A 24,057-nucleotide genomic window follows, 5' to 3' on the forward strand; every position below is an offset into this window, starting at 1 on the left:
GCATGGCCATGATTGATCTTGAGCAGGAATTGATCGGGGGCTTCGGCGCGAAAATGGCATTGGGCGACACTGACGCTTTGTCGCTGAAACAGTGGTGCCTGAACCAGATCGGCAAAACAGGAGAGCATCAATGACAGATACTGCCATCACCGTAGAAGACATCGAAGCCGCCGAGCGGCTGTTGGGTCTTTCCTACACTGTGCGGGAACGCCAACAGATGGTTGGCAATCTGGCCGGGCAGATTGAATCTGCCGTGGCGCGCCGCAAGGTGCCATTGTCCAACAACGTGCCGATGGCGTCGCGATTTGATCCGCGGCTGCCGGGATTTGAAATGCCCCAAGTGGCGGACAGCCAATTGTTGGCGACCCACTCCGCCCCGCTTCCCGACAGTGACGAGGACATCGCCTTTGCCCCCCTGACGCATCTGGCCGCCTGGATCGCCAGCGGGCAGATCACCAGCCGCCGGTTGACCGAAATCTATCTCGCCCGAATTGCGACGCTGAACCCAAAGCTGGAATGTTATGCGAAGGTGATGTCGGAAACCGCATTGTCTGAGGCGGACGCGGCAGACAAATTGCTGGCGCAAGGCACCAATCTTGGTCCGCTGCACGGCATTCCCTATGGGATGAAAGACCTGTTTGACACGGAAGGTGTCACCACCGGTTGGGGTGCCGAGCCCTATCAGGAACGTGTGCCTGACTGCGATGCGCGTATCGTCACGTTGCTACGTGATGCTGGCGCGGTGCTGTTGGGTAAGACCACGCTGGGGGCGCTGGCATATGGCGATATCTGGTCGGGTGGTTGGACGCGCAATCCATGGAACCTGAATGAAGGCTCGAGCGGGTCAAGCGCCGGGTCGGCGTCGGCCACCGCCGCCGCACTGTGCGGGTTTTCCATCGGGACCGAAACCTTGGGATCGATTACATCGCCCAGCCAGCGCTGCGGCACCACCGGGCTGCGGCCCACCTTCGGCCGGGTGTCTCGCGCAGGCGGAATGGCACTTTGCTGGTCGCTCGACAAGGTCGGCCCGATCTGCCGGGGCGTCGAGGATACCGCGATGGTGCTGGCCGCAATCAATGGCGTGGACATTAACGACCGCTGCACAATCGCGGCACCGTTCAACTTTGATGCAAACCAAGGTATAGAGGGCATGCGTTTGGGTTATCTGCCAGAAGCCTTCGGCGAGGGTGCAACTGAGGTTGATCATGCCGCTCTGGCCGCTGCGAAGGACCTGGAAATTGAGGTCGTCGAGGTCGAACTGCAGGATCTACCCTACGGGGCCTTGATGAATGTGCTCTACGCCGAAGCCGCTGCGGCGTTCGAGCATCTGACCTTAGAAGATACTGACGATACGCTAAAATGGCAGGATGATGGGGCTTGGCCCAATACCTTCCGCAAAGCGCGGTTCCTGTCAGCAGTCGATCACGTACAGCTGGACCGTTTGCGTTATCTGGTCATGCAGTCATTGGACGCGCTGTTCAGTAAAGTTGATGCGCTGATTGGCCCTTTCATGACCGGACCGATGCTGGTGGCCAGCAATTTCACCGGCCATCCCTGCCTGCACTTGCGTGCCGGGTTCCTTGAAACTGGGACCCGCAGTGCCGCATCGCTGGGGGCCGGCAAACTGACCACTGGAAACGCCATCGGTGCGGGCCCTACTTTCACCGTGCCACAGGGAATATCCCTGTGGGGGCGGCTGTTTCAGGAAGGCCCGCTGCTGAATCTTGGTATGGCGCTGGAACGTAAACTGGCCGTGGCGGACAGACGCCCCGGCTTTGCGATTTGAGCAGACCTGACACTGACGCGACCGGCATCCAGTCGTAGCGCAGCATCTGAAAAACCAGAAGCCCATCGCAATTGGGCCTGAATCCTACTTTTCAACCGGGCTTTGCCGTCCTTCGGGACATTGAGGCCCATCCACGAGGAGAGAAAAATGAAACGCAGAGATTTTCTTAAATCCACATCCGCGGTTGTTGGCGGCACAATCCTTTCCAGTGCCGTGCCAGCGCTTGCGCAATCGACACCGGTCAGCGGCGGAACCCTGATCTGGGGTCATTCCGAGACGACACAGAACCTTGATATGCACCAGACCGGCACTGCCTCAACAGGGCGGGTGCTGCAGAACGTTCACAGTTCGATTGTGACGGTAGACAAGGATCTGAACGTCATTCCGAACCTTGCTGAAAGTTTCGATCTGTCCGAGGATGGCCTTGTCTACACCTTCAAGCTGCGCTCTGGCGTCAAATTCCACGACGGGTCGGACATGACCTCTGCCGACGTGAAATACTCGTTCGAGCGGTGCAAGGACCCGGCGACGGGGGCGGTCAATTTTGAGGTTTTCAACGCGGTTGAATCGATCGAAACACCTGATGACCTGACCGTCATCGTTACTTTGAATAGTATCAATGCGCCTTTCCTCAGCCGTCTGGCGGAAAACGGTGCCGGTGTAATCATGCCCGAAGGCTCGGGCGAGGTGCAGGGCACCACGCCGATTGGTGCCGGTCCGTTCAAGTTCGTGCGCCGGGAATTCGGCAACGAGGTCGAACTGGCGCGATTTGACGACTACTGGGAAGGCCCCGCCTATCTGGAAAGGATCATGATCCGCGAGATCACCGAGCCTACGGTGCGTCTGACCGGCCTGCGGACAGGCGAATTGCACATGATCAACGATATCCCAGCCGACCGGATGGCCGAGATCAAGGCGGACCCGGCGTTTCAGGTTGTCACATGGTTCCCGCTGAACTGGGATTTTTTGAACATGAACCACGATTTCGAGCCATTCAAGGATGCCCGCGTGCGCAAGGCCTTCGATCTGATGATCGACAAAGAGGCGCTGCTAGAGGGGGCATTATGGGGCGAAGGCGCGGTCACGGCGTCGCCCAGCTATCCGACCTCGGCATCCTACAACCACGATCTGGTGCAACGGCCACAGGATTTCGAACAGGCCCGCGCGTTGCTGGCTGAGGCGGGCTATGGCCCAGGAGAGTTGAAGGTGGTGTTCAAGGTCACGACCAATTACCCCTACCACGTCGAGGCCGCCCAAATCATGCTGGAATGGTTCCGCGAGGGCGGGGTGGATATGAGCATCGAGCAGCTGACCTGGTCTGATTGGCTAAGTCAGGTGTGGGTCGACAAGGATTTCCAGATCTCGATGATGAACTTCTTCACGCTGTGGGAACCGGACTTCCTGTACTACAGCCTGTGGAACACAACCGGTGCGTTCAACTACCGCAAGATCAGCGATCCCGTGATTGATGAACTGACGGAAAAGGCGCGCATCACTGTCGATCCTGACGCGCGGGCCGAAATCTATAAGGCCGTGCAGCAGCGCGTCTTTGACGAGACACACGATGTGTATTTGTGGTTCCGTAACGGATCAATCGGGGCGCTGCCGTCGGTCGGTGGATTGGATACTGTCGTGCACCCGAACGGCTCGAACCTGAATTTCCACAAGGTCTGGTTGAACGCCTGATCCTATGACGCGGGCCTTTTCGGGGCCCGCGCCGCGCTCCTATTGGAACGATTTGAATGACCTATGTCTTGAACCGCCTCCTGTCGCTGGCGATCACCTTGCTGCTGATCTCGGTGATCACATTCGTCGTGACCAACATCCTGCCGGGCGATGTGGCGATGATGATCATGGGCACGCAAAGCAATCCCGAGGCGCTGGCGGGCTTGCGTGAATCGCTTGGGCTGAACGATCCGTTGATTGTGCAATATGGCCGCTGGATCGGTGGTATGCTGACCGGGGACTGGGGCACCTCGCTGGTATTCAAGGAACCCATCGGTCCGTTGCTGCTGCAAAAGATGACCGCCAGTTCGCTGATCGTGGTGATGTCGATGACCATCGCGCTGACCGCCGCCGTGCCGCTTGGCATCTGGGCGGCAGTTCACCGAGACCGCTGGCAGGACACGGCCAGCAGCACTACTGCGCTATTGGGCGTCAGCTTGCCGGACTTCTTCTGGGGGATCATGCTGATACTTCTGTTCGCCCGCACGCTCGGATGGCTGCCCTCAAGCGGGTTTGTTGAGCCGTCCGAGAACTTCGTGCTGGCACTGAAACATGCCTTTCTGCCATCCCTTGCGCTGGGCCTGGGTTTGATGGCGCATCTGACCCGCATGACCCGGGCGACTATGACAGGCATTCTGGGCCAGGAATTCATCCGCGTTGCCCGCGCCAAAGGCCTGTCGGAACGCACCGTCGTCTGGCGCTATGGGTTGTCCAACGCGGTTGGTCCGGTGATGACCGTAGCGGGCCTGCAAATCGGATATCTGTTTGGCTCGATCATCGTGATCGAGAGCTTGTTCAACTACACTGGCATGGGGTGGCTGACCTATCAGGCGCTGTTGAACCGCGACATTCCACTGATCCAATCCAGCGTCTTCGTGATCGCCGCAGTGGTCATGCTCGCCAATCTAATCGTCGATCTGATGTACGTGCTGATCGATCCTCGAATTCGGCTGGGATGACGAGATGAAATCCTTTTTTTCATCAAAAGGCATCATTGGAATCGTTCTGGTCACCGCTGTGGTGTTGGTCGCAATATTTGCTCCGCTTATCATCCCCGCCGAGTTCGCTACCAAGATGAACATGCGCGCGCGGCTTGATCCGCCAAGCATGGACTATCTGTTTGGCACCGATCAACTGGGCCGGGATCTTTTTTATCGGGTCATGTTGGGTGCGCGCACCTCAGTCATGATCGCGGTGTCTGCCGTGGCCATGAGCGTCGTGATCGGCCTGCCGCTGGGCATTATCTCTGGGTATTATGGTGGCGTCACCGACAACTTGCTGATGCGACTGGTGGATACTCTTCTGAGTTTTCCGGTGCTTTTGCTGGCGCTGACGATCAGCGCCGTGTTGGGGCCAAACCTGCAAAATACGATCATTGCCATCGGCATCGCATTTACGCCCTTTCTGGCCCGCATTATCCGGGGTGAGGCATTGCGTATCGCGCAGATGCCTTATGTCGAGGCGGCACGTGCAGCAGGCACCACTGACCTGATGATGATCCTGCGCCACATTCTACCCAACATCATGCCGCCCGTCATAGTTCAGGCGACGATCAGCTTGGCCTTCGCAATCCTGGCCGAGGCCGGGCTATCGTTTCTGGGCCTCGGAACCCAGCCGCCGCGCGCTTCGTGGGGGCTGATGATTCAGGCCTCGCGCGATTATCTGGACGTGGCACCCTGGACTGCGCTGGTGCCGGGGGCCGCTGTCGCGTTGACGGTACTTGGCCTGAATATGTTCGGGGATGTGCTGCGCGACGCGCTGGATCCACGCTCGCGGTCGGGAGGCTGAACATGCTTGAAGAACCCAGACAAACCCCGATCGTCGACATCGACGGTTTGAGAGTGGAATTTGAAACCGACGATGGCATCGTTGTCGGGGTCGAGGATGTCAGCTTTTCAATCAATCCTGGCGAAACCGTCTGTGTTGTCGGCGAATCCGGTTCGGGCAAATCCGTCACCTCGCTTTCGCTGATGCGGCTGGTCGAATTCGGCGGTGGGCGTATCACCGGCGGACAGCTTCACTTTACGCGCCCCGGCGGTGAGGTGCTGGATGTTGCAGGTGCCGACACTGATACGATGCGCGATATCCGTGGCAACGAGATCGGGATGATCTTTCAGGAACCAATGACCTCGCTCAACCCGGTCTTTACAATCGAACGTCAGCTGACCGACGGGCTGCGTGTGCACCGGAAGCTCAGTCAGGACGCCGCCCGCGCCCGGGCGCTGGAATTGTTGCGCGAGGTCCGCATCCCGGAACCGGAACAACGCCTGCGGCAATATCCGCACGAATTGTCGGGCGGCATGCGCCAGCGGGTGGTGATCGCGATGGCAATGGTATGCGAGCCGCGCCTGCTGATCGCTGATGAACCCACGACGGCGCTCGACGTGACCATTCAGGCCGAAATACTGGCGCTGATCGACCGGTTGAAGCGTGAAAACAACATGGCGGTGCTTTTCATCACCCACGATATGGCGGTGGTCGCCCAGATGGCTGATCGCGTGGTGGTGATGTATCGCGGCAATCTGGTTGAGAGCGGACCGGTTAGGCAGATTTTTGAGGCACCGACCCAAGACTATACCCGCGCACTTTTGGCCGCCGTGCCGCGACTGGGCGAGATGACGGGTACGACCGCGCCCGAACCCATGCGCATTGTCGGGGCAGAGGCCACGGCGGTGTCGCGGATACTGGAACCAGCTGAATATCCTGAACCACTGCTCGAGGTGCGAAACCTGACCACCCGATTTGCGGTCAAGGGAGGGGTGTTGCGTAGAACCACGGCCTATGTCCACGCGGTCGAGGATGTCAGCTTTACTGTCAACAAAGGTGAGACCCTGGCACTGGTGGGTGAATCCGGCTGTGGCAAGTCCAGTTGCGGTCGCTCAATCCTGCGGCTGGTCGAACCAACTTCTGGTGAGGTTGTGATCGACGGCACCGACATTATTGCGCTAAATGCCGCCGACCTGCGCCGGGCGCGACGCAACATGCAGATGGTGTTTCAGGACCCCTTTGCCTCGCTCAACCCATATCGGCGGCTACGCGATCAGGTGGCAGAACCTTTGCTGAACTTCGGCATCGCCTCTGGGTCCGAGCTGGAGGATCGGGTGGCGACGCTGTTTGGCCGCGTTGAACTACCGCGCAGCTTTTTGCGCAGATTTCCTCACGAACTGTCCGGTGGTCAGCGCCAGCGCGTTGCTATTGCTCGCGCGCTAGCCACCAATCCCAAGTTGATCATTGCGGACGAGGCTGTCTCGGCGCTGGATGTATCGGTGCAAGCTCAGGTACTGAACCTAATGATGGAACTTCAGGCCGACCTAGGCGTGTCGTTTCTATTCATCAGCCACGACATGGCCGTGGTTGAACGGGTCGCCCACCGGGTCGGCGTGATGTATCTGGGGCGAATCGTCGAGATCGGCTCACGCGCGCAAGTGTTTGAAAATCCGCAGCACAGCTATACCAAATCGCTGATAGCGGCCGTGCCAATCGCCGACCCAACCCGCCGGACAGTCCATGATAACTTGAAATTCAAACCGATCCCTTCGCCAGTGTTCCCTGTCGGTCACCAGCCCCAACCCTCTGTCTATTACGAAGCGGCCCCTGGCCACTTCGCGCTGAACGACTGATCCAGCAAAAGGCGATGGATATCCATCGTTATCAAGAACTGCCTTGCCGAAAGGTACCCCGATTTCACCGCATAGCGCCGCGACCTGCACGGAAATCTGGAACTAATAAAGAACACCCACCGGACATCTGACCTTGTCGCTGACATGTTGCGGGAGTTTGGACCCGTCGCCGTGATTTTCCAGCGCACAGAAGGGCGCGGCACCGTTGGAGAGGCGATGATCAAAGACGGCATAATCGAGCGTTTTGGGATCAAGAAAGTCTAGGGCATGCACAATCCGGCGGGTTTAACTGTCGGCGAGTTCGCCATCCGACCGGGGCCACTTTATGCAGCAGCTGACCAATTCGAAATCGACGTCACCGGTAAGGGCCACACCGCCAAGATGCGTCATTTTGAATAAGACTTTTACGATGAGACGATCCCAGTGGGCTGCCCCTTACAGGGCTGAACTCTTAGAAATCCGAATGCCCACCTAAGCGGTCCTAAGGGCCAAATTCTGGAACATTTGAGGCGTACTTTGTGATCGCGGGTATTCAGACTTCAAATATTACCCGCGACAAGATGGCCATGCCCGATGTCTATAAGGTTCATCATTTTGGGGCGTTGCCCGATTTTGTAGACCGGGCTTGGCACGTCTCCTGTCAGACGCGTGTTGCTGGTCCGAATGTGGGTCGGATCGGGCACTGGCACGGCTTCGATCAAACGTTGGGTATAGGCGTGCTGTGGGTTTCCGAAAATCTGCCGGCAACTGCCCATTTCCACGATTTGGCCCAAGTACATGACCGCAACACGGTCAGCGACATTTTCGACCACGGCCATGTCATGGGAGATAAACAAATACGCGAGCCCCATTTCCCGTTTCAATTCACCCAACAAATCGAGCACTTGCGCCTGAACAGATACGTCCAACGCCGAAACAGATTCGTCAGCAATTATCAGATCAGGTTGCAACGCCAACGCGCGGGCGATGCAAATGCGTTGCCGCTGACCACCGGAAAACTGGTGCGGATGCCGGTCAGCCGCGTCGGTAGGAAGCCCAACCCGTTTGAGCAGGTCCAGCACAGTTGCCTTCCGATCCGCGGTGGTTCCGATGCCGTGGATGGTCAGGGGTTCGGCAATCAGATGTCCGACCTTCATGCGCGGATCAAGTGCCGCCATCGGATCTTGAAACACCATCTGAACATTGCGGCACAGCGCCTTGCGCCCGGCCGAGTCCAAGCCTTCAAGGTGGCGACCTTTGACCTCAATCCGGCCGGTATGAGATGCCAGACCGACAACCGCCCTGGCGATGGTGGATTTGCCACAGCCGCTTTCCCCAACCAGTGCGAATGTTTCGGCCCGGGCAATGTCAAAGCTGACATTTTCAACCGCGTGTACCCGATGCGTGACCCGGCCCATAATGCCGCCACGAACATCAAAACGGACCGCCAGATTGTCCAACCTCAGAACCGGCTGATCCTTTGCAGGCAGCTTTGGCGGTTTGCTGGTGCCATCGCCCATGCGCGGCACGGCCTCCAAAAGCTGCTGGGTATAAAGTCTGCTGGGGGCCGCGAACAGGGTCTTGACGTCGTTGACCTCTTCGATAGCGCCGTCTTTCATCACGATAACTCGGTCGGCCATTTCGGCAACGACGCCCATGTCATGGGTAATCAGCAAGATCGCGGTGTCATGTTCGGCTTGAAGATCGCGCAAGAGGTCGAGAACTTCGCGTTGCACGGTGACATCCAACGCGGTGGTGGGTTCATCCGCGATCAGCACTTCGGGCTCCAACGCCAGCGCCATTGCGATCATCACGCGCTGGCGCATGCCGCCCGAAAACTCATGAGGGTATTGGTCAAGCCGCTGTTCAGGCTGACTGATCCGGACTGACCGCAGGGCGTCCAGCGCTCGAACGCGGGCCTCGCGGCGGCTGATCAGTGTGTGCGCACGGATTGCTTCGGAAATCTGTGTGCCAATGGTCAGAACCGGGTTGAGCGACGTCATCGGTTCTTGAAAAATCATCGCTATACGATTGCCGCGGATGTCGCGCATCTGGGCTTCGCCAAACTGGGTTAGATCGCTTCCGTTCAACCGGATGGTGCCGCCCGTAACCTGCACTGCGGGGGGCGGCAAAAGCCCCATGATGGCCAAGGAGGTGATCGATTTCCCGGAACCGCTTTCCCCTGCGATGGCCAGAATCTCACCTTTTTCGAGAGTGAAGCTGATGTCGCGGATCAGCGGCTTTTGGCCTTGTTCACTGCGCACCGATACCGTCAGTCCGTCAACTTTGAGGACGGGCTGTTCCAAGACGGCCTCAAGGGCCGCCTCAGTTTTCTTGTATGCTTCTGGCATCATTCAAAAACACATCGCGGGAAGTAAAAGCTGACGACCCAATTGGGCATATCAACAATCTCCGAGATCCTAAGATCACCACAGGTCGACACCAGCATATAGGCATCTACCGCTGACATGCCGCGCTGTTTGCACAACAAGTCAACCATTGCCGACACCGCATCACGCGCCGCCTGCATCAGGTCAGGGCCCATGCCGGTTGTGGCTTCGTAGCCTTTGGCATCAAGATGGTTGGTGACGGGACCCGGCGTGGTAAAGCGTGGGGTTTTCAGATTCTCACCCTTGACCAGATCCAGCGTCAAAACCACGTCCATTGGACTTTCAATTGCCGTGCCACAGACCTCTCCATCACCCTGTGCAGCATGGGTGTCGCCAACACTGAACAGCGCGCCGGCCACTTCAACAGGAAGATAAAGCGTCGTGCCCGCCGCCAGATCACGGATATCCAAATTGCCCCCGACCCGCCGGGGTGGGACAATTGAATGCAAACCCGCCTCTGCCAAGGCGTTCCCGATGGTACCGCAAAACGGCTTTAGCGGTACCTTGCCCTGATCGCCCCAAAGAGCGGGCGCAAGCGAGCTGGGATCGTACTTCCATAAGGTCAACGCAGCATCCGTGAACTGGTCCGCCAACAGGCCGAAGCCGGGAATATTGGCGGTCCAGCCCCAGCCAGAGGGCGCAAAGCTTTCGATGGTGACTTTTACGCTGTCGCCGGGTTCGGCCCCTTCGATGTAGATCGGACCCGAAACCGGATTGATCTTACCGAAATCCAGGTCGACCACATCCTGCACCGTGGACGACGGGCCAAGCTGGCCCGCCGAACTGTCGTGGCAGTGAAACAGGATTGTCGAACCAGGCGTGACGCGTTCGGCCGGGGCAATGGAATTGTCCCAGCCGAAATGGTGCTGCGCGTGGTGGATCGTGTAATTACAAGCCTGACACATGCGCTTACTCGGTCACATAGACGTAGTCATAGTTGACCGGGATCGATACCGGATCAACGTAAAGCGCGTCGGCCCCGCCCATGCGCGGCGACTTCATCGTGTAGCGCTGTTCGTTGAATACTGGCACCCAGGGCGCATCTTTCATCACACCCATATAGACGTCCGACCACATTTTCATGCGATCATCCACCATGCCTGCATCGGTGATGCTGTCCGCCTTGGTTGCCATCGTGTCCAGCTCTTCGTTGCAATACCACGACCAGTTCCAGCCGCCTTCGACTGCCCCGTCGCAGCCAAGAATCGGCCCGTAAAAGTTGGATGGATCGGGGAAATCTGCGATCCATGCCATACCGCCAGACCAAATCATCGGAGCAGTGCCATTGCCGCCGGCCTCAATCACGTTGGCTTGGGCCAGTGATTTGATCGCTGCCTTGATGCCGATGGCATCGAGATCACGCTGGATTGCCTGGGCGATGCGCGGGTTGGGGTCGGTGTTCATCACGTAAAGCTCGGTTTCGAACCCTTCGGGATGTCCTGCTTCGGCCAGCAGTGCCTTGGCACCGTCGACGTCAAAGGCATAGCCCGGATAATCCGGGGTATATCCGGGCATCGAAGGTGGCAGGGGTTGCGTGGCCGGAACCGCGCGCCCGTTGATGATCTGAACGATCCGGTCTTTGTTAATGGCCATGTTGATCGCCTGCCGTACCCGCACATCGTCCATTGGCGGCGTGTTGACGTTGAGGGTGATGTAGCCGGTGTGAAGCTGTCCGCCCTCAACAACACGTTCAGCTTGAGCCGGGTCTGACATCACCTCCTGAAACTTCGCCGGGGGGATGCCATCGCCGGGAACGTCCACCTCTCCATTCTGAAGCCGTAGCAGGGCCACGACCGGTTCCTGCCCCACTTCGAAGGTCACCGCATCCAGATAGGGGATGCCCGCGCGCCAGTAATCGGGGTTCTTTTTAAAAACCAGCCGCTGCCCAAGCGTCCATTCGCCAAGGCTGAAGGCACCGGTACCGACGGGTTGTTTGCCAAAGTCATCTCCCGCCGCATCGACCGCTTCTTTGGGGACGATCGACGCAAAGTTCAGCGCCATGACATGCAAGAAGGTCGCGTCGGGGCGCGACAGAGTGATTTCCACGGTGCTGGCGTCCAGAACCTTGACCCCGTCAAGGTGGTCGGCGGCACCGGATGAGACCTCGTCAAAGCCTTTGATTGAGCCAAAAAAACCTGCGCCCGGAGATTGAGTCGTTGGATTGGTTACCCGGTCGAGCGAATATTTGACGTCGTCGGCGGTCATCACCCGCCCGTTGTGAAACTTGACGCCGTCGCGCAATTTGAAGGTAAAGACCATGCCATCATCGGACACGGAATAGCTTTCGGCAAGGCCGGGGCGTAGATCAGTGGTGCCGGGGTCGTAATCCATCAGACCGTCAAAGATCGATTTGATCATCGACCAGTTTTGCCAGTCATAGCCGATGGCAGGGTCCAGCGTTGCCACGTCATCCTTGTAGGTGATCACGATATTACCGCCCGGTTTAGCATTCGGGTCGGGTTGATAGCCTTCGGCGAGCGCGGGCAGCCCAAACCCAAGAACCAGTGCGGATGTACAGAGTAGCTTTTTCATTTGGTATTCCTCCTTGTTGAATTTGAATGACCCTCAACGCAGTTTGATGCGCGGGTCGATCAGCGGTGTGATGATGTCCGCCAACAGATTTCCCAAAACGATTGCAAAGGCAGTGACCAGCGTGACACCCATAATGATCGGGATGTCGACGCGCTGAATCGCCTGCCAGGCAAGCTGGCCAATACCGGGCCAGCCAAAGACACTTTCAACGACCACCAGCCCGCCCATGAAGATGCCAATGTCGATCCCGATCATGGCAATCACTGGCAGGATGGCATTGGGGATCGCATGGCGCAGGATAATGCGCCGTCGGGTCAGTCCCTTGGCGCGGGCGGTGCGGATGAAATCCTGCTGAAGGACTTCGATCATCGACGACCGCATCATGCGACTGTACCAACCCGAGCCCATGATCCCCAACGCCACAGCGGGCAAGACAAGATGTGCTGCTGTGCCATAACCGCCGATCGGGAACCATCCCAGTTGCACGGCAAATACGTAAAGCAACAACAGCGAGACCACGAATTGCGGGGCCGATACGGCAATGAAGGATGTGATCATCAGCGTCTGATCCAACGGCTGTTCGCGCCGAATCGCGGCGATCACCCCCATCGACAAACCGATAATCAACTCGCAGATGATACCCGCGCCCATCAGCAAAAGCGTCGGGGGAAGGCGCGCCGCGATCAGCTCACTGACTTGGGTTTTCTGCAGATAACTGCGCCCCATATCACCTTGGAGCAGGCCTGAAAGATATCGGTAATATTGAACGACGAAGGGTTGATCCAGTCCCAGTTGCTCTCGGATATTCTGGACTGTTTGCGCCGTGGCGGAACGTCCGGCGATCTGGCGAACCGGGTCGGCGGGCAGCACGTACAAAAGCAAAAAAGTGATGAACGAGATGCCCAGCATGATCAAAGCGGATTGCACAAGCCGGCGGACAAGGTAGGCAAGCATCAGCTGCGCCCCCGCTGGGTGGGGTCCAAAACATCACGCAGGGCGTCGCCGACCAGATTGAAGGCCAAAGCCAGGATCAGGATGGCAAAACCGGGAAGGAAAACCAGCCACGGGGCCGACTGAAAATAGGTTTGGTTTTCGAAAATGATGTTGCCCCACGATGGCGTCGGTGGCTGCACGCCGATACCCAGAAAGCTGAGCGTCGCCTCAAGCAGAACAGTGGTGGAAATTCCCAAAGTTCCCCAAACAAGCAGGATCGGAAGCAGATGCGGCAAGATGTGGTGGAACAGGATGCGGCCAGTGCCAGCCCCCAGCGTCTTTTCGGCGGCGATAAAATCACGTTCGGCCAAAGATGTGGTTTCGGTATAGATCACCCGCGCGGTCTGAACCCAGTTCACCAGCGCAATCACCATTGCGACGATCCACAATGAGGGTTGAAAGATCGCAGCAAGGCAGATCGCCAGCAAAAGCGCGGGAAACGCCATCATCAGATCGGTGAACCGCATCAGGATCGTTCCGATCCAGCCACGCAAATAGCCAGCCGTGACACCAATCAGGGTGCCAATGATCAATGCCAACCCGTTTGCGACCACACCGATGATCAGTGACGTTCTTGCACCATACAATATGCGCGAAAACAGATCGCGCCCAAGCAGGTCAGTGCCCAATGGAAAATCGCCGCCCGGCGGCAGTGGCGCGCCCTGCAGGGTCAGCCCCTCGAAATGCTGCTCATTAGGAGAGTATGGCGCGATCAGCGGCGCGAAGAGAGCCCCAATCACGATCAGGGCAATCAATACCAGACCAAACACAGCCAGTTTTCGGCGGACAAGGCGACGCCAAGGTCCAGCTTCGGCGACCTCGGCCTCAACCCCGATGACCATGTCGGTCATGCAAATCCCCCTTTTCAAGATGTTGGGCAACCACCCTTTGCGCCGCGTCCTCGAAGTTGATCCGCCAATCCATGGCCATGCGGCGCAGCCGATCATATGCGGCGTCTTCGTCGACACCGGACACCATCAGAAAGTTGACAGCCCGCACGACGGTCTGACGCTCGTTCAGACGCCGGCGAAGGCTGTCCACATCATCCAAAAGTGCTTTTCGGGCGTTGTGGGCCGCGCGCGCAATCAAAAGCGCGCTATAGACCCCACCATCCCCAATTGGCTTGAGGAGTTGGGCATCGGCACCGGCAGACAACGCCCAATCAATCCGTCCTGGTGCCTCGCTGCCAATCAGAGCGATCAAGGGCATCGGCGATTGGCCAGCGGGCCACGGGAACTGCTCATCATGCCCCATGTCTGCATCAAAAAACACGAAATCCGCGCCCAAGGCACCAGCATCAAGCACGGGCCAACTGGTCGAAATCTGCAACCCAATTGCAGTGAGTTGGCGCGACAGATTGCGGACCGTTAAGTGTTCACGGTGCAATATGATGGCATGGGCCCCGCCGAGCTCTTGAATGGAAACACGCCGTTTCATGACACCACCCGCAGCTTTGGCGCAATGCCTTCAAGCCCGCTCCGCCCCCGCGACAGGTATGGGTCGCCCATGATGGGTGCAAATTGCCTTCTCACGGCAAATTCGCCGCCTTCGACCTGTCCGATCAGCACCGGCAGCCGGGTGTGATGGGTCTGGGGGTCAACAATGCCTTCTGCCGCGCCATCGACACGAAGCAGTTCAGACAAGCTGAGGGTTTCGGCATCTGGACACAGGTTCAAAAGCCGCGCCAACTCGCGGATCGCCGTAAAGGTCGCGGCCTCGTGCGACGAATTGAAATTATGCCCCTCGGGCCAGGCGGTCGAGCCGCGGAAATATGGCCCTACGGCCACCAGACCTTCTGCGGCATCGCCAAGTGCTGGCAGCTCACATTCGGTCAGGTTACACGACATTATTGGACAGTTTTCGGGTAAAAAATGGGGGTTGGTCTTAGCCAGTTCGCGATAGGCCGCAATGAACTGATACTGGGATCGACCGATCATTGAATTGAGGATGAAATCGGGGCGCGCCGAGGCAATCTCGCGGATCATCAGATCAACGTCCGGCGACCCGACCGGCAAATACCTTTCGCCCAAAATTTCACCACCCTGCGCAGTGATCTCTTGGCGCGCAATGCGGTTCATCTCCCAACCCCAGATATAGTTGGACCCGGTCAGATAGGCCCGTTTTCCATAGGTTGGCATCGCCCAGTCGAGCAGCGGCAACAGGTGCTGGTTGGGGCAGGCATGGGTATATACCACATGGTCAGAGGCCTCGAACCCCTCGTAAGGCACTGTATACCACAAGGTTGCCCCAGCGCGTTCCAGCGTGGGGATCACCTCTTTGCGGCTCGAAGAGGTTACACATCCGACCACATGGCGTGCATTGGTGTTGTCCAGAATGTCGCGACACAATGGTTCATATCGATCGATATTTCCCTCGGGATCACGCTCGACTGCATGCAAGGTAAAAGCCAGGTTCGGATCCGCATTGATTTGAGCAATGGCGGACATTGCCCCTACACGGCAGGCTTCAGAGATCAGCGAATAGGTGCCTGACCGCGACAGAAGCAGGCCAATTTGGATTTGACGTTTTCCCAAGCTTTCCCCCCAAACAAAAAACCCCGCGCCGACCTCTTGCTAGAGATCAAACTGCGGGGCGCGAATGCCAAATAGGTGTTTTTCCGAGTGTTGCCTCAAGGGTGACGCCAGAGCTGCATTCTGTCAATAACTTAATCGGCCCAAGATTTACGGGTTGAAATACTTGCCTTCATTGCATGTGCCCATGACACTGACGTCCAGATCAAGTTCACAGAATGAATCTGCTCGACCTATTTCACCAACCCGCAGAACATCTTCTCTTATCTTCAAGTCACCTTTGATGAGTGTCATGCACGCGCAAAGCACTAACGTTTCTTCTTTCTTTGTAATGCTCTTTTTGTTTGATGGTGTAACGACGGACTCAATTTCCGCACTGAAGGCCCGTAAACCACTGGGAAGAGTCCTTTAGGCATTCGAGTTTCATCCTGGGTGAAGATTTTACCTTTTACGAAGGGCCGACATACGTATTGGGCGCTATGTGTCGATTGCCGCCACTTGCGCGAGCGCAGCGAGCGGTAATTTGGTCCTGAACTCTGTGAGTCGGCCATCCCCCGAATTTGCACCCGCGGCGAATGGCGGGTCTGACGGGCCGCACTGCAGGATAACAAGCACTGGGCGAACGACGGCTATGGGCCGTCCTTGTGTGTGATGGTTTGCCCGTGATGGAAACATGCTGCGCCCGATCTAATGGCGGCTTCGAGGCAAAAGTGACGGATTCAGCAGCGTGTATTAACGTCTGCTTTCAAGAGAGGTGCATCTTCGAAGTTCGCTTTGAAGGTTCAGATTTTGTATTTGTCCCTGCAAGGCAACATAGCCCCGCAAGAGAAGTTAGTGCTCGTCAATCTGTCAATGTGTCTGCCCGCTGTCCGGCCCGATTGTGGTGAATTGGAAGCGTTTTTCCATAGAGTTGCTGAGTGCGCTCAACGCTGCCTACCATGTCCGGCTCTTCCACATAGGAAAAAATGGCAACATAGCGGGGAGTTTGGCCTTCGAGAGGCGCGACGCGATGCAACGAGTAGCGACCTTTGAACAGTTGCAAATCGCCGGGCTCAAGCTCCAGCGAATTCACTTTCTCGGACGTGCCGTCAAGAACCCTCGAAACCTCTGCAAAGTTCTCGTCCTCGCTGCTGCGTATCATCGGGGCGTATTCGAAAGCGCCGCCGCGTTCTGCATTCTGCAGCGCCAGTGTTACTGTGAAATTGTTGGTGTCAAAGTGCCAGGGAAACCCGTTCCCTTCCGCAGCGGCATTCACGATGACATCTGCCAATGGGTCAGCGTAGCGAAAGAACCGGTCTTCCGGCTGCTCAAGGCACTCGCGAATGAAAGTGTCGAAACCATCACAATCAAAAATGGTGCGTAGCGCACCGTCAGAATGGAAGTTGTCGGCCGGAACGAACGCGTTTGACCTATCAAAAAACCTCCGCCTCGGATCAGACTGCGGCAAACTTAAGTCCTCCGACGTGAAATATGCGTTGGTGCGCGAATAGCTGCGGTGGCCTTCGCCTGCTACATTTTCTGCTTCTGCAACTGAGGCGGCAATCCCCTCTGGTGTCAGAAAGCCCTTGAGAACAGCACAGCCTTGCATTTTCAACGCACCACGTACTCGATCCAAGATAGCATCACGCGAGGTTCCAGGGGTCGAAATTGGGTAGCGTTCGAAATCGATAAGATCTTTTGCGTTAAGTCGCATGGGCTTGCCTAAGAATGAGTTGCACCGATCGAAGTGTGGGACTGCAACTGACCACGTGCTAACGGCAACACGACGATCCGAGGTCGTTTTTTGCGCATGATGAGGACGCGGTCATTCGCAAAGAGCACCAACAACGGCAACGTCGTCCGGTTAGCGGTTATTTGGGTGCGACAGGAATATGGTCAAAAGTCGGTTGCGTTTGCGCCGGTATGATCTTGCGTTCGCAAGAGTGGTTGCTGGCTGATTTCGCCAGTTAGAGGCCATCAGTAAATCATTTCTTGATATGGCCCGTGTTACCCAACCATACCGACGATCTCGTAGGTTTTCTTCAAGATCGGTGCCGTAATCTCGCGTGCTTGCCCGGCACCTTTCGCAAGGATGCGGTCAATCTCTGCAGGGTCGGCCATCAGGCGCGCCATTTCGTCTGAAATGGGGGCGAGTTTTGCGACTGCCAATTCGGCCAGAAGCGGTTTGAAAGTGCCAAATTGATGGCCGCCCACGTCTGCCAGTACCCGATCCACGGTTTGGTCATTGAGGGCCGCATAGATGTTGACCAGATTGCGCGCCTCGGGGCGGTTCTCCAGCCCTTCGGCTTCGGAAGGCAGGGCGTCGGGGTCGGTTTTGGCTTTGCGGATCTTCTTGGCGATGGTATCGGCATCATCGGTCATATTGATGCGGCTGGCATCAGACGGGTCAGATTTTGACATCTTCTTGGACCCGTCGCGCAGAGACATGATACGGGTCGCGGCCCCTTCGATGACGGGTTCGGTGATGGGGAAGAAATCGACGCCGTAGTCGTGGTTGAATTTGGCAGCGATATCGCGGGTCAGCTCGAGGTGCTGTTTCTGGTCTTCGCCAACAGGCACGTGGGTCGCGTGATAGATCAGGATGTCGGCAGCCATGAGGGCCGGATAGCCAAAGAGACCGAGACTTGCGGCTTCGGCATTCTTGCCCGCCTTGTCTTTGAATTGGGTCATGCGGCCCATCCAACCCATGCGTGCTACGCAGTTGAATATCCAGCCCAGCTGCGCATGCTCTGGCACCTGGCTTTGATTGATCAGGATGGATTTGTCGGGGCTGATGCCGGACGCGATGAACCCTGCGGCCAATTCGCGGGTGTTGTGCTTGAGTTTCTCCGGCTCCTGCCAGACAGTGATCGCGTGGAGATCGACCATGCAATAGATCGTTTCGAACGCCTCGTCCTGCATCGACACAAACCGTTTGATCGCACCCAGATAGTTGCCCAAGTGCAGATCACCGGACGGCTGAATGCCTGAAAACACTCGGGGGGTGAATTTGGTTTCCGTCATGGGTCACTCCTTAAGGGCTGGAAATGCGCTTGTGTCCCGCTTACTCATGGGGCCAGCCAGCGTCAAGGAGGCCCCATGCACGACCCTGAAATCCAACCCCCCGTGAACCCGTTGCCGCCTGTGGTGGTCCTGTTGTTTCTAGCGATTGCCGGGATTGAGGCGGGGCTGTCGCTGGGAGAAGCAGGGGTGATTGGCGGGCCCGGTGCGATTGGCTGGCGGCTGGGGCTGGTCCGCGATTATGGCTTTTCCGGTGACATCTTTGACTGGATGCTGGCGAATGGTCAGTGGCCGTTGAGCGAAGTGATGCGGGTTCTCACCTATCCGTTCATCCACCTTGGTTTTACCCACGCGCTATTTGCGATGGTGTTGCTGTTGGCGTTGGGAAAAATGGTGGCCGAGGTGATGGGGCAGGTGGCGTTGCTGATGATTTTTGTCATGTCCGGGATCGGTGGTGCTGTGTTTTATGCGCTGGTGCTGAATGATCCGGTCTGGCTGGCGGGTGCCTATCCGAATGTGTACGGGCTGATTGGTGGCTATTCATTTGTGATGTGGCGCAAATTGGCGGGGCAGGGCGCGCAGCAATTGCGGGCCTTTGCGCTGATCGCGGTGCTGATGGGGTTGCAATTGATCTGGGGAATTCTGTTTGAGACAGGGACGCTGTGGGTGGCGGAACTGGCCGGTTTTTTCTGTGGGTTTGGGCTGAGCTTTTTGTTTGCGCCGGGGGAGTGGGCGCGGCTGCGCGCGAAATTGCAACGTCGTTGAGCGGGGCAGAGGGCGAGATTGAGTATTTTTGGCGAAAAGAAGCGGGGTGGAAGTTATCGCCGGCGTATCGCGCCCCTGAATTCTGACAAGCGGAACGCGCCGATCATCTGGCCGATGCCAAAATAGCTGATGATGCCGACACCGACCAGGATCAGCAGGGCGATTCCGCGCCACCACGGCTGGCCCAGCATTGGTTGCAAGGCGGCATTGGCGGTCCAGAGTGCGAACCCCATGGCAATGGATGCAGCAAGGATGCGCCAGATGCGTTTGTGAAAACGGGCGTCGAATTTTGCCGCAAGGCCATAGCCCCGTGCGCCCAAGGCCAGCAGTGCGAACATCGCCCAGCCGGCAAGCGAGGCGGCAATCGCGGGGGCGATCCAGCCCACAAAGGGCATCAGCCCCACGGCCAGGCCGACATTGACCACCATGGCAACCACGGCAAAATGGAAGGGGCGGCGGGTGTCTTCGCGCGCAAAATAAAGAGGTTGCAGGATTTTTTGCAGGACAAAGGCGGGCAGGCCAAGTCCGTAAATTGATGCGGCAATGGCGATGGCCGCAGCATCGTCGATGCCTGTTGCCCCGCGTTGAAACAACACGGATACAAGCGTGAACGGGATCACCATCAGTGCCACAGCCGATGGGATCGTCAGCGCCAGCGCAACCTCAGCCGCGCGGCTGATGGTGCTGTGTGATCCGTCCTCGTCGCCGGCCTTGAGTCGGCGCGACAGGTCCGGCAACAACACCACACCGATGGCAATGCCGACGACGCCCAGGGGCAATTGATACAGGCGATCTGCGTAGTTGAGCCATGCCACCGCACCATCATAAAAGCTGGCCACCTGGCGACCTACCAGCAAGTTGATCTGGACGACGCCCCCAGCCAGTGCAGCGGGTGCCGCAATAATCGCAAGGCGTTTGAGGTCCGGCGTCAGGCGCGGGCGGCGGTTGATGCGCAAGGTAAAGCCCGCGCGCCGGGCCGCCCACCACACCAGCGCCAATTGCGCCAGGCCTGCCAGCGGTACCGACAGTGCCAGCGTGTCCCCGACCCGCATGCCCAGAGCCTGATCAATGCCAACCCCAAGGGCGTCAGAACCGGGCCGCCCCAATGCGGCACCGATCAAAACGGCAGAGATAAACACGACGTTCAGGACCACAGGTGCAGCGGCAGCGGCCATGAAGCGGCCATTGGCATTCAGGACGCCGGAAACCAAGGCGGCGAGAGAGATAAACAAGATATATGGGAACGCCAGACGGCCATATTCAACGGCCAGATCAAAGCGTTCGTCACCTGCAAACCCCGATGCCATCAAAAGCACCAGTCCCGGCATCGCAATTACCCCGATGATCGTGAACAGGGTTAGCACAAACGCCATGCCGACAAAGGCGTCCTGGGCGAACCCTTCGGGGTCGTCGCCAGCCTCCAGCCGCTTGGAGAACATCGGCACAAAAGCCATGTTGAACGCCCCTTCTGCAAAGAAGCGGCGGAACATGTTGGGCAGGGAAAAGGCGACGAGGAAGGCTTCGGCCACCGGACCTGCACCCAGATATCCCGCGATCATCACATCGCGGGCAAAGCCCATGACACGACTGAGCAGGGTCCAGATTCCCACAGTGAAGAAGCCGGACATAAGACGGATGGGTTTCATCGCGGTGCGTGCCTTAGGGTTGCGTCGGAACGTGCCTAGCGTGGTGGGGGGGGCAGTGCAATGGGGTGGCGATAGGGCCGTCGCATCGGCCAGGTCGAGCAGGTGCAGCGAATGGGGGGTACATCCCAGTCTTACCCGACCAAAACGCTCAAGAAGTGTTAACTACTGGTGACCCGATATTTGATGCCTTTGTCCGGCGATGGAAGATTGTTTTGCCGCAAAGCGCCGCAAGAGGGCCAGAGTAGACCAAATAGAGCATGTCAAAAGCGGTTCCTATTGAGCCACTTTTTTTGATTGCGGTAATTTTCCAGATCGGCCTGAACGCCGTGGCAACCCCTCAAGGTATCCAATATTACAATGAAAAACTTGCGAATTTTTGAGAACTGGCTTTGCATTGACCCGACCCCCGGCTTGAGGCGTTTTAACATGTCCGCAAGGGGCTGACTGCGAACCAGATCACATTCCCGAAAGAATAGTTTGAAAGCCGCAGGAAACTGCTCCTCCCCGTACTTAGTGTTAAAATGTGCTTGATGTGGCATTAGTTACAAAGGCCAAAAAGCCGAGCTTGGTGTAACGCTCAGCCGAGGGCCGCAACCTGCTCATTCGTAAGTATGCAGCGAAGGGCCGCTTTATTAGTATTCGTCATTATTCAGGATTTTTCCTAAGTGTTATTCAAGAGACCGCTGTGCATTATTCCTTAGGGATATGTCTAAGTATGGTTCAAAACTAGATCTGTGCCTCTCCGCCCCCGGCGATCCGACATGACGCTTAATCCTTCAACGCCTTGCGCGCGGCGAGGCGAGCGTGAGCGAATTGGCTAAGCCGCATGACATGGCGCTGCCATCCCTTATGGAACATCTGAAGAAGCTGGAAGCGGCGGGATTGATCACATCGAAAAAGCAAGGTCGAATACGAACTTGTGAACTCACGTCCAACGCTTTTTTACCAGCCAAAGATTGGCTGAGTGAACAGAGTGCAATCTGGGAAGCCCGCTTGGATCACCTTGACGTTTACATCACCAATTTGATGAAGGAACGCGACAATTGAAACTCGGCCCCGAAACCGATCTAACCTTTACACGTGCTCTCAACACGCCTCCGGCGCTGCTATGGAAATGCTGAACAGCGCCGGAACATATCAAGCGGTTTTTCGTACCCAAACCGCATTCTGTCGATGCTTGTGAGATCGACCTACGGGTCGGCGGACGCTTTAACATTGTGATGAATGTCGAAGGCAACAAGATGGCGAGTGAAAGCGTTTGTCTTGAGGTTGAAGAAGGCAAGCGACTAGTGTTCACCGATACCTGCAGCGAGGGTTGGTAGCCCGCCGCCGATCCCTTCATGACCGCCATTATCGAGTTCGAAGACAATGGAAGCGGTGGAACGACATATACTGCGACAGCGCGGCATCGCTCGTCGGATGCGCGGCAATCGCATGAGGAAATGGGATTTCTAGACGGATATGGAACAGTGGCCACCCAACTGGAAGATTATGCCAATGGCCTTCGTTGAGCTGCTAGCCGATATTCATCAAATGAAGGCTTGGTCCGCACCGCGGACACTGCCAGTCGCACCTCCTCCATTCACCGCTGATACCGCGCCGCCGTCAGCCCCTCCATCGAAATTTCGGGTGTTTTACCCAGCACTACATCTGCAACTGCACGGCCTGATCCGCACGCCATTGTCCAGCCGAGCGTGCCGTGTCCGGTGTTTACAAAGAGGTTCTCAAACTGTGTAGGGCCCAGCACTGGCGTGCCGTCGGGGGTCATGGGCCGCAGGCCGGTCCAGCCTTCGGCGCGTGTAATGTCGCCGCCTTTGGGGAACAGATCGCTGATCACGTGTTTGACGGTGTCGGTGGCATGCGGGCCGAGGCGGCTGGAATACCCGGCAATCTCTGCGGTGCCTGCGACGCGAATGCGGTCGCCAAGGCGGGTGATCGCGACTTTGTGGGTTTCGTCCATGATGGTGGATTGCGGGGCAAAGGCATTGTCGGTGACGGGCAGGGTCACGGAATAGCCTTTGACCGGGTAGACGGGCAATTTCACGCCAACCGGATTCAGCACGTTCACCGCATAGCTGCCCATGGCGCAGACATAGGCGTCACCGGTGATGCGCCCGGCAATTTCGGTGTTGATGCCGGCGATTTTGCCATCCTCGATGGCGAGGGTTTTGATCGACTGGCCGTATTGAAATTCAACGCCCATTTCCTCGCATTTTTCGGCCAATGCCATGGTAAACAACCGGCAATCGCCAGTGCGATCTGCGGTCAGGCGCAGGCCACCGACGAATTTGTTGCGCACCTCGGCCAGTGCCGGTTCCACCTCGATACAGGCGTCGCGGCCCAGCACTTCGTAAGGGCTATCATATTCCGCCAAAATCTCCTGATCGGCTTTTGAGCCTTTCATCTGTTTGGCGGTGCGAAAGAGTTGGAGCGTGCCTTGTTCGCGGCCGTCGTATTCGATGCCGGTTTCCGCAATCAGATCAGGCATCACGTCACGTGAATAGTTCGACACCCGCACCATACGACCCTTGTTGATGCGATAGCTTTCGTCGTTGCAGTTCTGGATCATCTGCACGCACCATTTCCACATGGTCGGGCTGATCAGCGGCCAGATGAACAGCGGGCGGCGTTTCATGAACAACCATTTGACCGCCTTTACCGGAATGCCGGGGGCCGCCCAGGGCGAGGTCATGCCATAGCTCAATTCGCCCGCATTGGCATAGCTGGTTTCCAGCCCCGGACCAGCCTGCCGGTCAATGACAGTCACCTCGGCCCCACCTTTTGCAAGGTAATATGCGGTTGTGACGCCAATGACGCCCGCGCCCATAACGACAACTTTCATAATGATCTGCCTTTCGGTGGTAATTTATGTACGATGCGATGGTCGTGGGGTTGTTGCAAGAGGTGTGGTGGATTGGGGACAAGGTCGATGCCCGACTTCACCGCTTCAGCGACAAAAGCATCAAATCGTTTTTTGCACTCCCTGATCCGCTTTGCAGCAATTGGAAATAGGGACGTAACGTGCCGTGGACATGAAAAAACGGGGCCGCATCAGCGGCCCCGTCTCAGCAAATCCCAGATGTGCGGTTT

At 57.3% G+C, this 24,057-nt stretch carries 19 protein-coding genes and 1 pseudogene; 9 read left to right on the plus strand and 11 right to left on the minus strand.

The window, feature by feature from the left end; all coding sequences use genetic code 11:
* Positions 1 to 2: 2 nt before the first annotated feature.
* From ACEWL3_RS13650 to ACEWL3_RS13675, 6 genes are all read left to right on the plus strand, one after another.
* Positions 3 to 134 (plus strand): hypothetical protein, encoded by a 132-nt coding sequence (locus ACEWL3_RS13650; RefSeq protein ID WP_386183860.1) that lies wholly within the window; start codon positions 3 to 5, stop codon positions 132 to 134.
* The gene (locus tag ACEWL3_RS13655; RefSeq protein WP_386183862.1) at positions 131 to 1,786 is read left to right on the plus strand and encodes an amidase; all 1,656 of its coding nucleotides are present in this window, start codon (positions 131 to 133) and stop codon (positions 1,784 to 1,786) included. Before ACEWL3_RS13650 ends, ACEWL3_RS13655 begins: the two co-directional genes overlap by 4 nt.
* Before the next feature lie 147 nt (positions 1,787 to 1,933).
* Positions 1,934 to 3,472, plus strand: a complete 1,539-nt coding sequence (locus ACEWL3_RS13660; RefSeq protein ID WP_386183864.1) for an ABC transporter substrate-binding protein — start codon at positions 1,934 to 1,936, stop codon at positions 3,470 to 3,472.
* A 56-nt stretch (positions 3,473 to 3,528) separates the two neighbouring features.
* Entirely contained in the window at positions 3,529 to 4,470 is a 942-nt protein-coding gene (locus ACEWL3_RS13665) for an ABC transporter permease (RefSeq protein ID WP_386183866.1), read from the plus strand.
* A 4-nt stretch (positions 4,471 to 4,474) separates the two neighbouring features.
* The gene (locus ACEWL3_RS13670) at positions 4,475 to 5,299 is read left to right on the plus strand and encodes an ABC transporter permease (RefSeq protein ID WP_386183868.1); all 825 of its coding nucleotides are present in this window, start codon (positions 4,475 to 4,477) and stop codon (positions 5,297 to 5,299) included.
* 2 nt (positions 5,300 to 5,301) lie between these two features.
* Positions 5,302 to 7,131, plus strand: coding sequence for an ABC transporter ATP-binding protein (locus ACEWL3_RS13675; protein ID WP_386183871.1), 1,830 nt, complete (start codon positions 5,302 to 5,304; stop codon positions 7,129 to 7,131).
* Positions 7,132 to 7,670: 539 nt separating this feature from the next.
* Here ACEWL3_RS13675 and ACEWL3_RS13680 read toward each other — a convergent pair.
* From ACEWL3_RS13680 to trpS, 9 genes are all read right to left on the minus strand, one after another.
* Positions 7,671 to 9,464 (minus strand): ABC transporter ATP-binding protein, encoded by a 1,794-nt coding sequence (locus ACEWL3_RS13680; protein WP_386183874.1) that lies wholly within the window; start codon positions 9,462 to 9,464, stop codon positions 7,671 to 7,673.
* Positions 9,461 to 10,405, minus strand: a complete 945-nt coding sequence (locus ACEWL3_RS13685) for an acetamidase/formamidase family protein (RefSeq protein WP_386183877.1) — start codon at positions 10,403 to 10,405, stop codon at positions 9,461 to 9,463. Before ACEWL3_RS13685 ends, ACEWL3_RS13680 begins: the two co-directional genes overlap by 4 nt.
* Before the next feature lie 4 nt (positions 10,406 to 10,409).
* Positions 10,410 to 12,032 (minus strand): ABC transporter substrate-binding protein, encoded by a 1,623-nt coding sequence (locus ACEWL3_RS13690; protein ID WP_386183880.1) that lies wholly within the window; start codon positions 12,030 to 12,032, stop codon positions 10,410 to 10,412.
* A 33-nt stretch (positions 12,033 to 12,065) separates the two neighbouring features.
* A complete protein-coding gene (locus tag ACEWL3_RS13695) occupies positions 12,066 to 12,986 on the minus strand; it encodes an ABC transporter permease (protein WP_114879757.1) in 921 nt (306 codons plus the stop codon).
* On the minus strand, positions 12,986 to 13,867 hold the full coding sequence (locus ACEWL3_RS13700) for an ABC transporter permease (protein ID WP_386184051.1): 882 nt from the start codon (positions 13,865 to 13,867) through the stop codon (positions 12,986 to 12,988). Before ACEWL3_RS13700 ends, ACEWL3_RS13695 begins: the two co-directional genes overlap by 1 nt.
* Positions 13,851 to 14,462 (minus strand): ANTAR domain-containing response regulator, encoded by a 612-nt coding sequence (locus tag ACEWL3_RS13705; RefSeq protein ID WP_386183884.1) that lies wholly within the window; start codon positions 14,460 to 14,462, stop codon positions 13,851 to 13,853. The genes ACEWL3_RS13700 and ACEWL3_RS13705 overlap by 17 nt, the downstream gene beginning before the upstream one ends.
* On the minus strand, positions 14,459 to 15,559 hold the full coding sequence (locus tag ACEWL3_RS13710; RefSeq protein WP_386183886.1) for a transporter substrate-binding protein: 1,101 nt from the start codon (positions 15,557 to 15,559) through the stop codon (positions 14,459 to 14,461). The genes ACEWL3_RS13705 and ACEWL3_RS13710 overlap by 4 nt, the downstream gene beginning before the upstream one ends.
* Positions 15,560 to 16,397: 838 nt before the next feature.
* Positions 16,398 to 17,249, minus strand: a complete 852-nt coding sequence (locus ACEWL3_RS13715; protein ID WP_435001025.1) for a HalD/BesD family halogenase — start codon at positions 17,247 to 17,249, stop codon at positions 16,398 to 16,400.
* A gap of 293 nt (positions 17,250 to 17,542) precedes the next feature.
* Positions 17,543 to 18,559: a tryptophan--tRNA ligase gene (gene trpS, locus ACEWL3_RS13720; RefSeq protein WP_386183891.1), complete on the minus strand. Its 1,017-nt coding sequence runs from the start codon at positions 18,557 to 18,559 to the stop codon at positions 17,543 to 17,545.
* 75 nt (positions 18,560 to 18,634) lie between these two features.
* Between trpS and ACEWL3_RS13725 the strand changes: the two genes are divergently transcribed.
* Positions 18,635 to 19,321: a rhomboid family intramembrane serine protease gene (locus ACEWL3_RS13725; RefSeq protein ID WP_386183893.1), complete on the plus strand. Its 687-nt coding sequence runs from the start codon at positions 18,635 to 18,637 to the stop codon at positions 19,319 to 19,321.
* 53 nt (positions 19,322 to 19,374) lie between these two features.
* On the opposite strand, the gene murJ is transcribed toward ACEWL3_RS13725, so the two are convergent.
* Positions 19,375 to 20,967, minus strand: coding sequence for a murein biosynthesis integral membrane protein MurJ (murJ, locus tag ACEWL3_RS13730; RefSeq protein ID WP_386183895.1), 1,593 nt, complete (start codon positions 20,965 to 20,967; stop codon positions 19,375 to 19,377).
* A 771-nt stretch (positions 20,968 to 21,738) separates the two neighbouring features.
* On the opposite strand from murJ, the gene ACEWL3_RS13735 reads away from it, so the two are divergent.
* Positions 21,739 to 22,014 (plus strand): ArsR/SmtB family transcription factor, encoded by a 276-nt coding sequence (locus ACEWL3_RS13735; RefSeq protein ID WP_386184053.1) that lies wholly within the window; start codon positions 21,739 to 21,741, stop codon positions 22,012 to 22,014.
* Positions 22,011 to 22,478 (plus strand): annotated as a pseudogene (locus tag ACEWL3_RS13740) (SRPBCC family protein). The gene ACEWL3_RS13735 and the pseudogene ACEWL3_RS13740 overlap by 4 nt, the downstream one beginning before the upstream one ends.
* Before the next feature lie 71 nt (positions 22,479 to 22,549).
* Here ACEWL3_RS13740 and ACEWL3_RS13745 read toward each other — a convergent pair.
* On the minus strand, positions 22,550 to 23,809 hold the full coding sequence (locus ACEWL3_RS13745; RefSeq protein WP_386183897.1) for a D-amino acid dehydrogenase: 1,260 nt from the start codon (positions 23,807 to 23,809) through the stop codon (positions 22,550 to 22,552).
* Between the last annotated feature and the right edge of the window lie 248 nt (positions 23,810 to 24,057).

The sequence above is a fragment of the Sulfitobacter sediminivivens genome (genome assembly GCF_042611115.2).
GTDB classification, from domain to species: Bacteria; Pseudomonadota; Alphaproteobacteria; order Rhodobacterales; family Rhodobacteraceae; genus Sulfitobacter; species Sulfitobacter sediminivivens.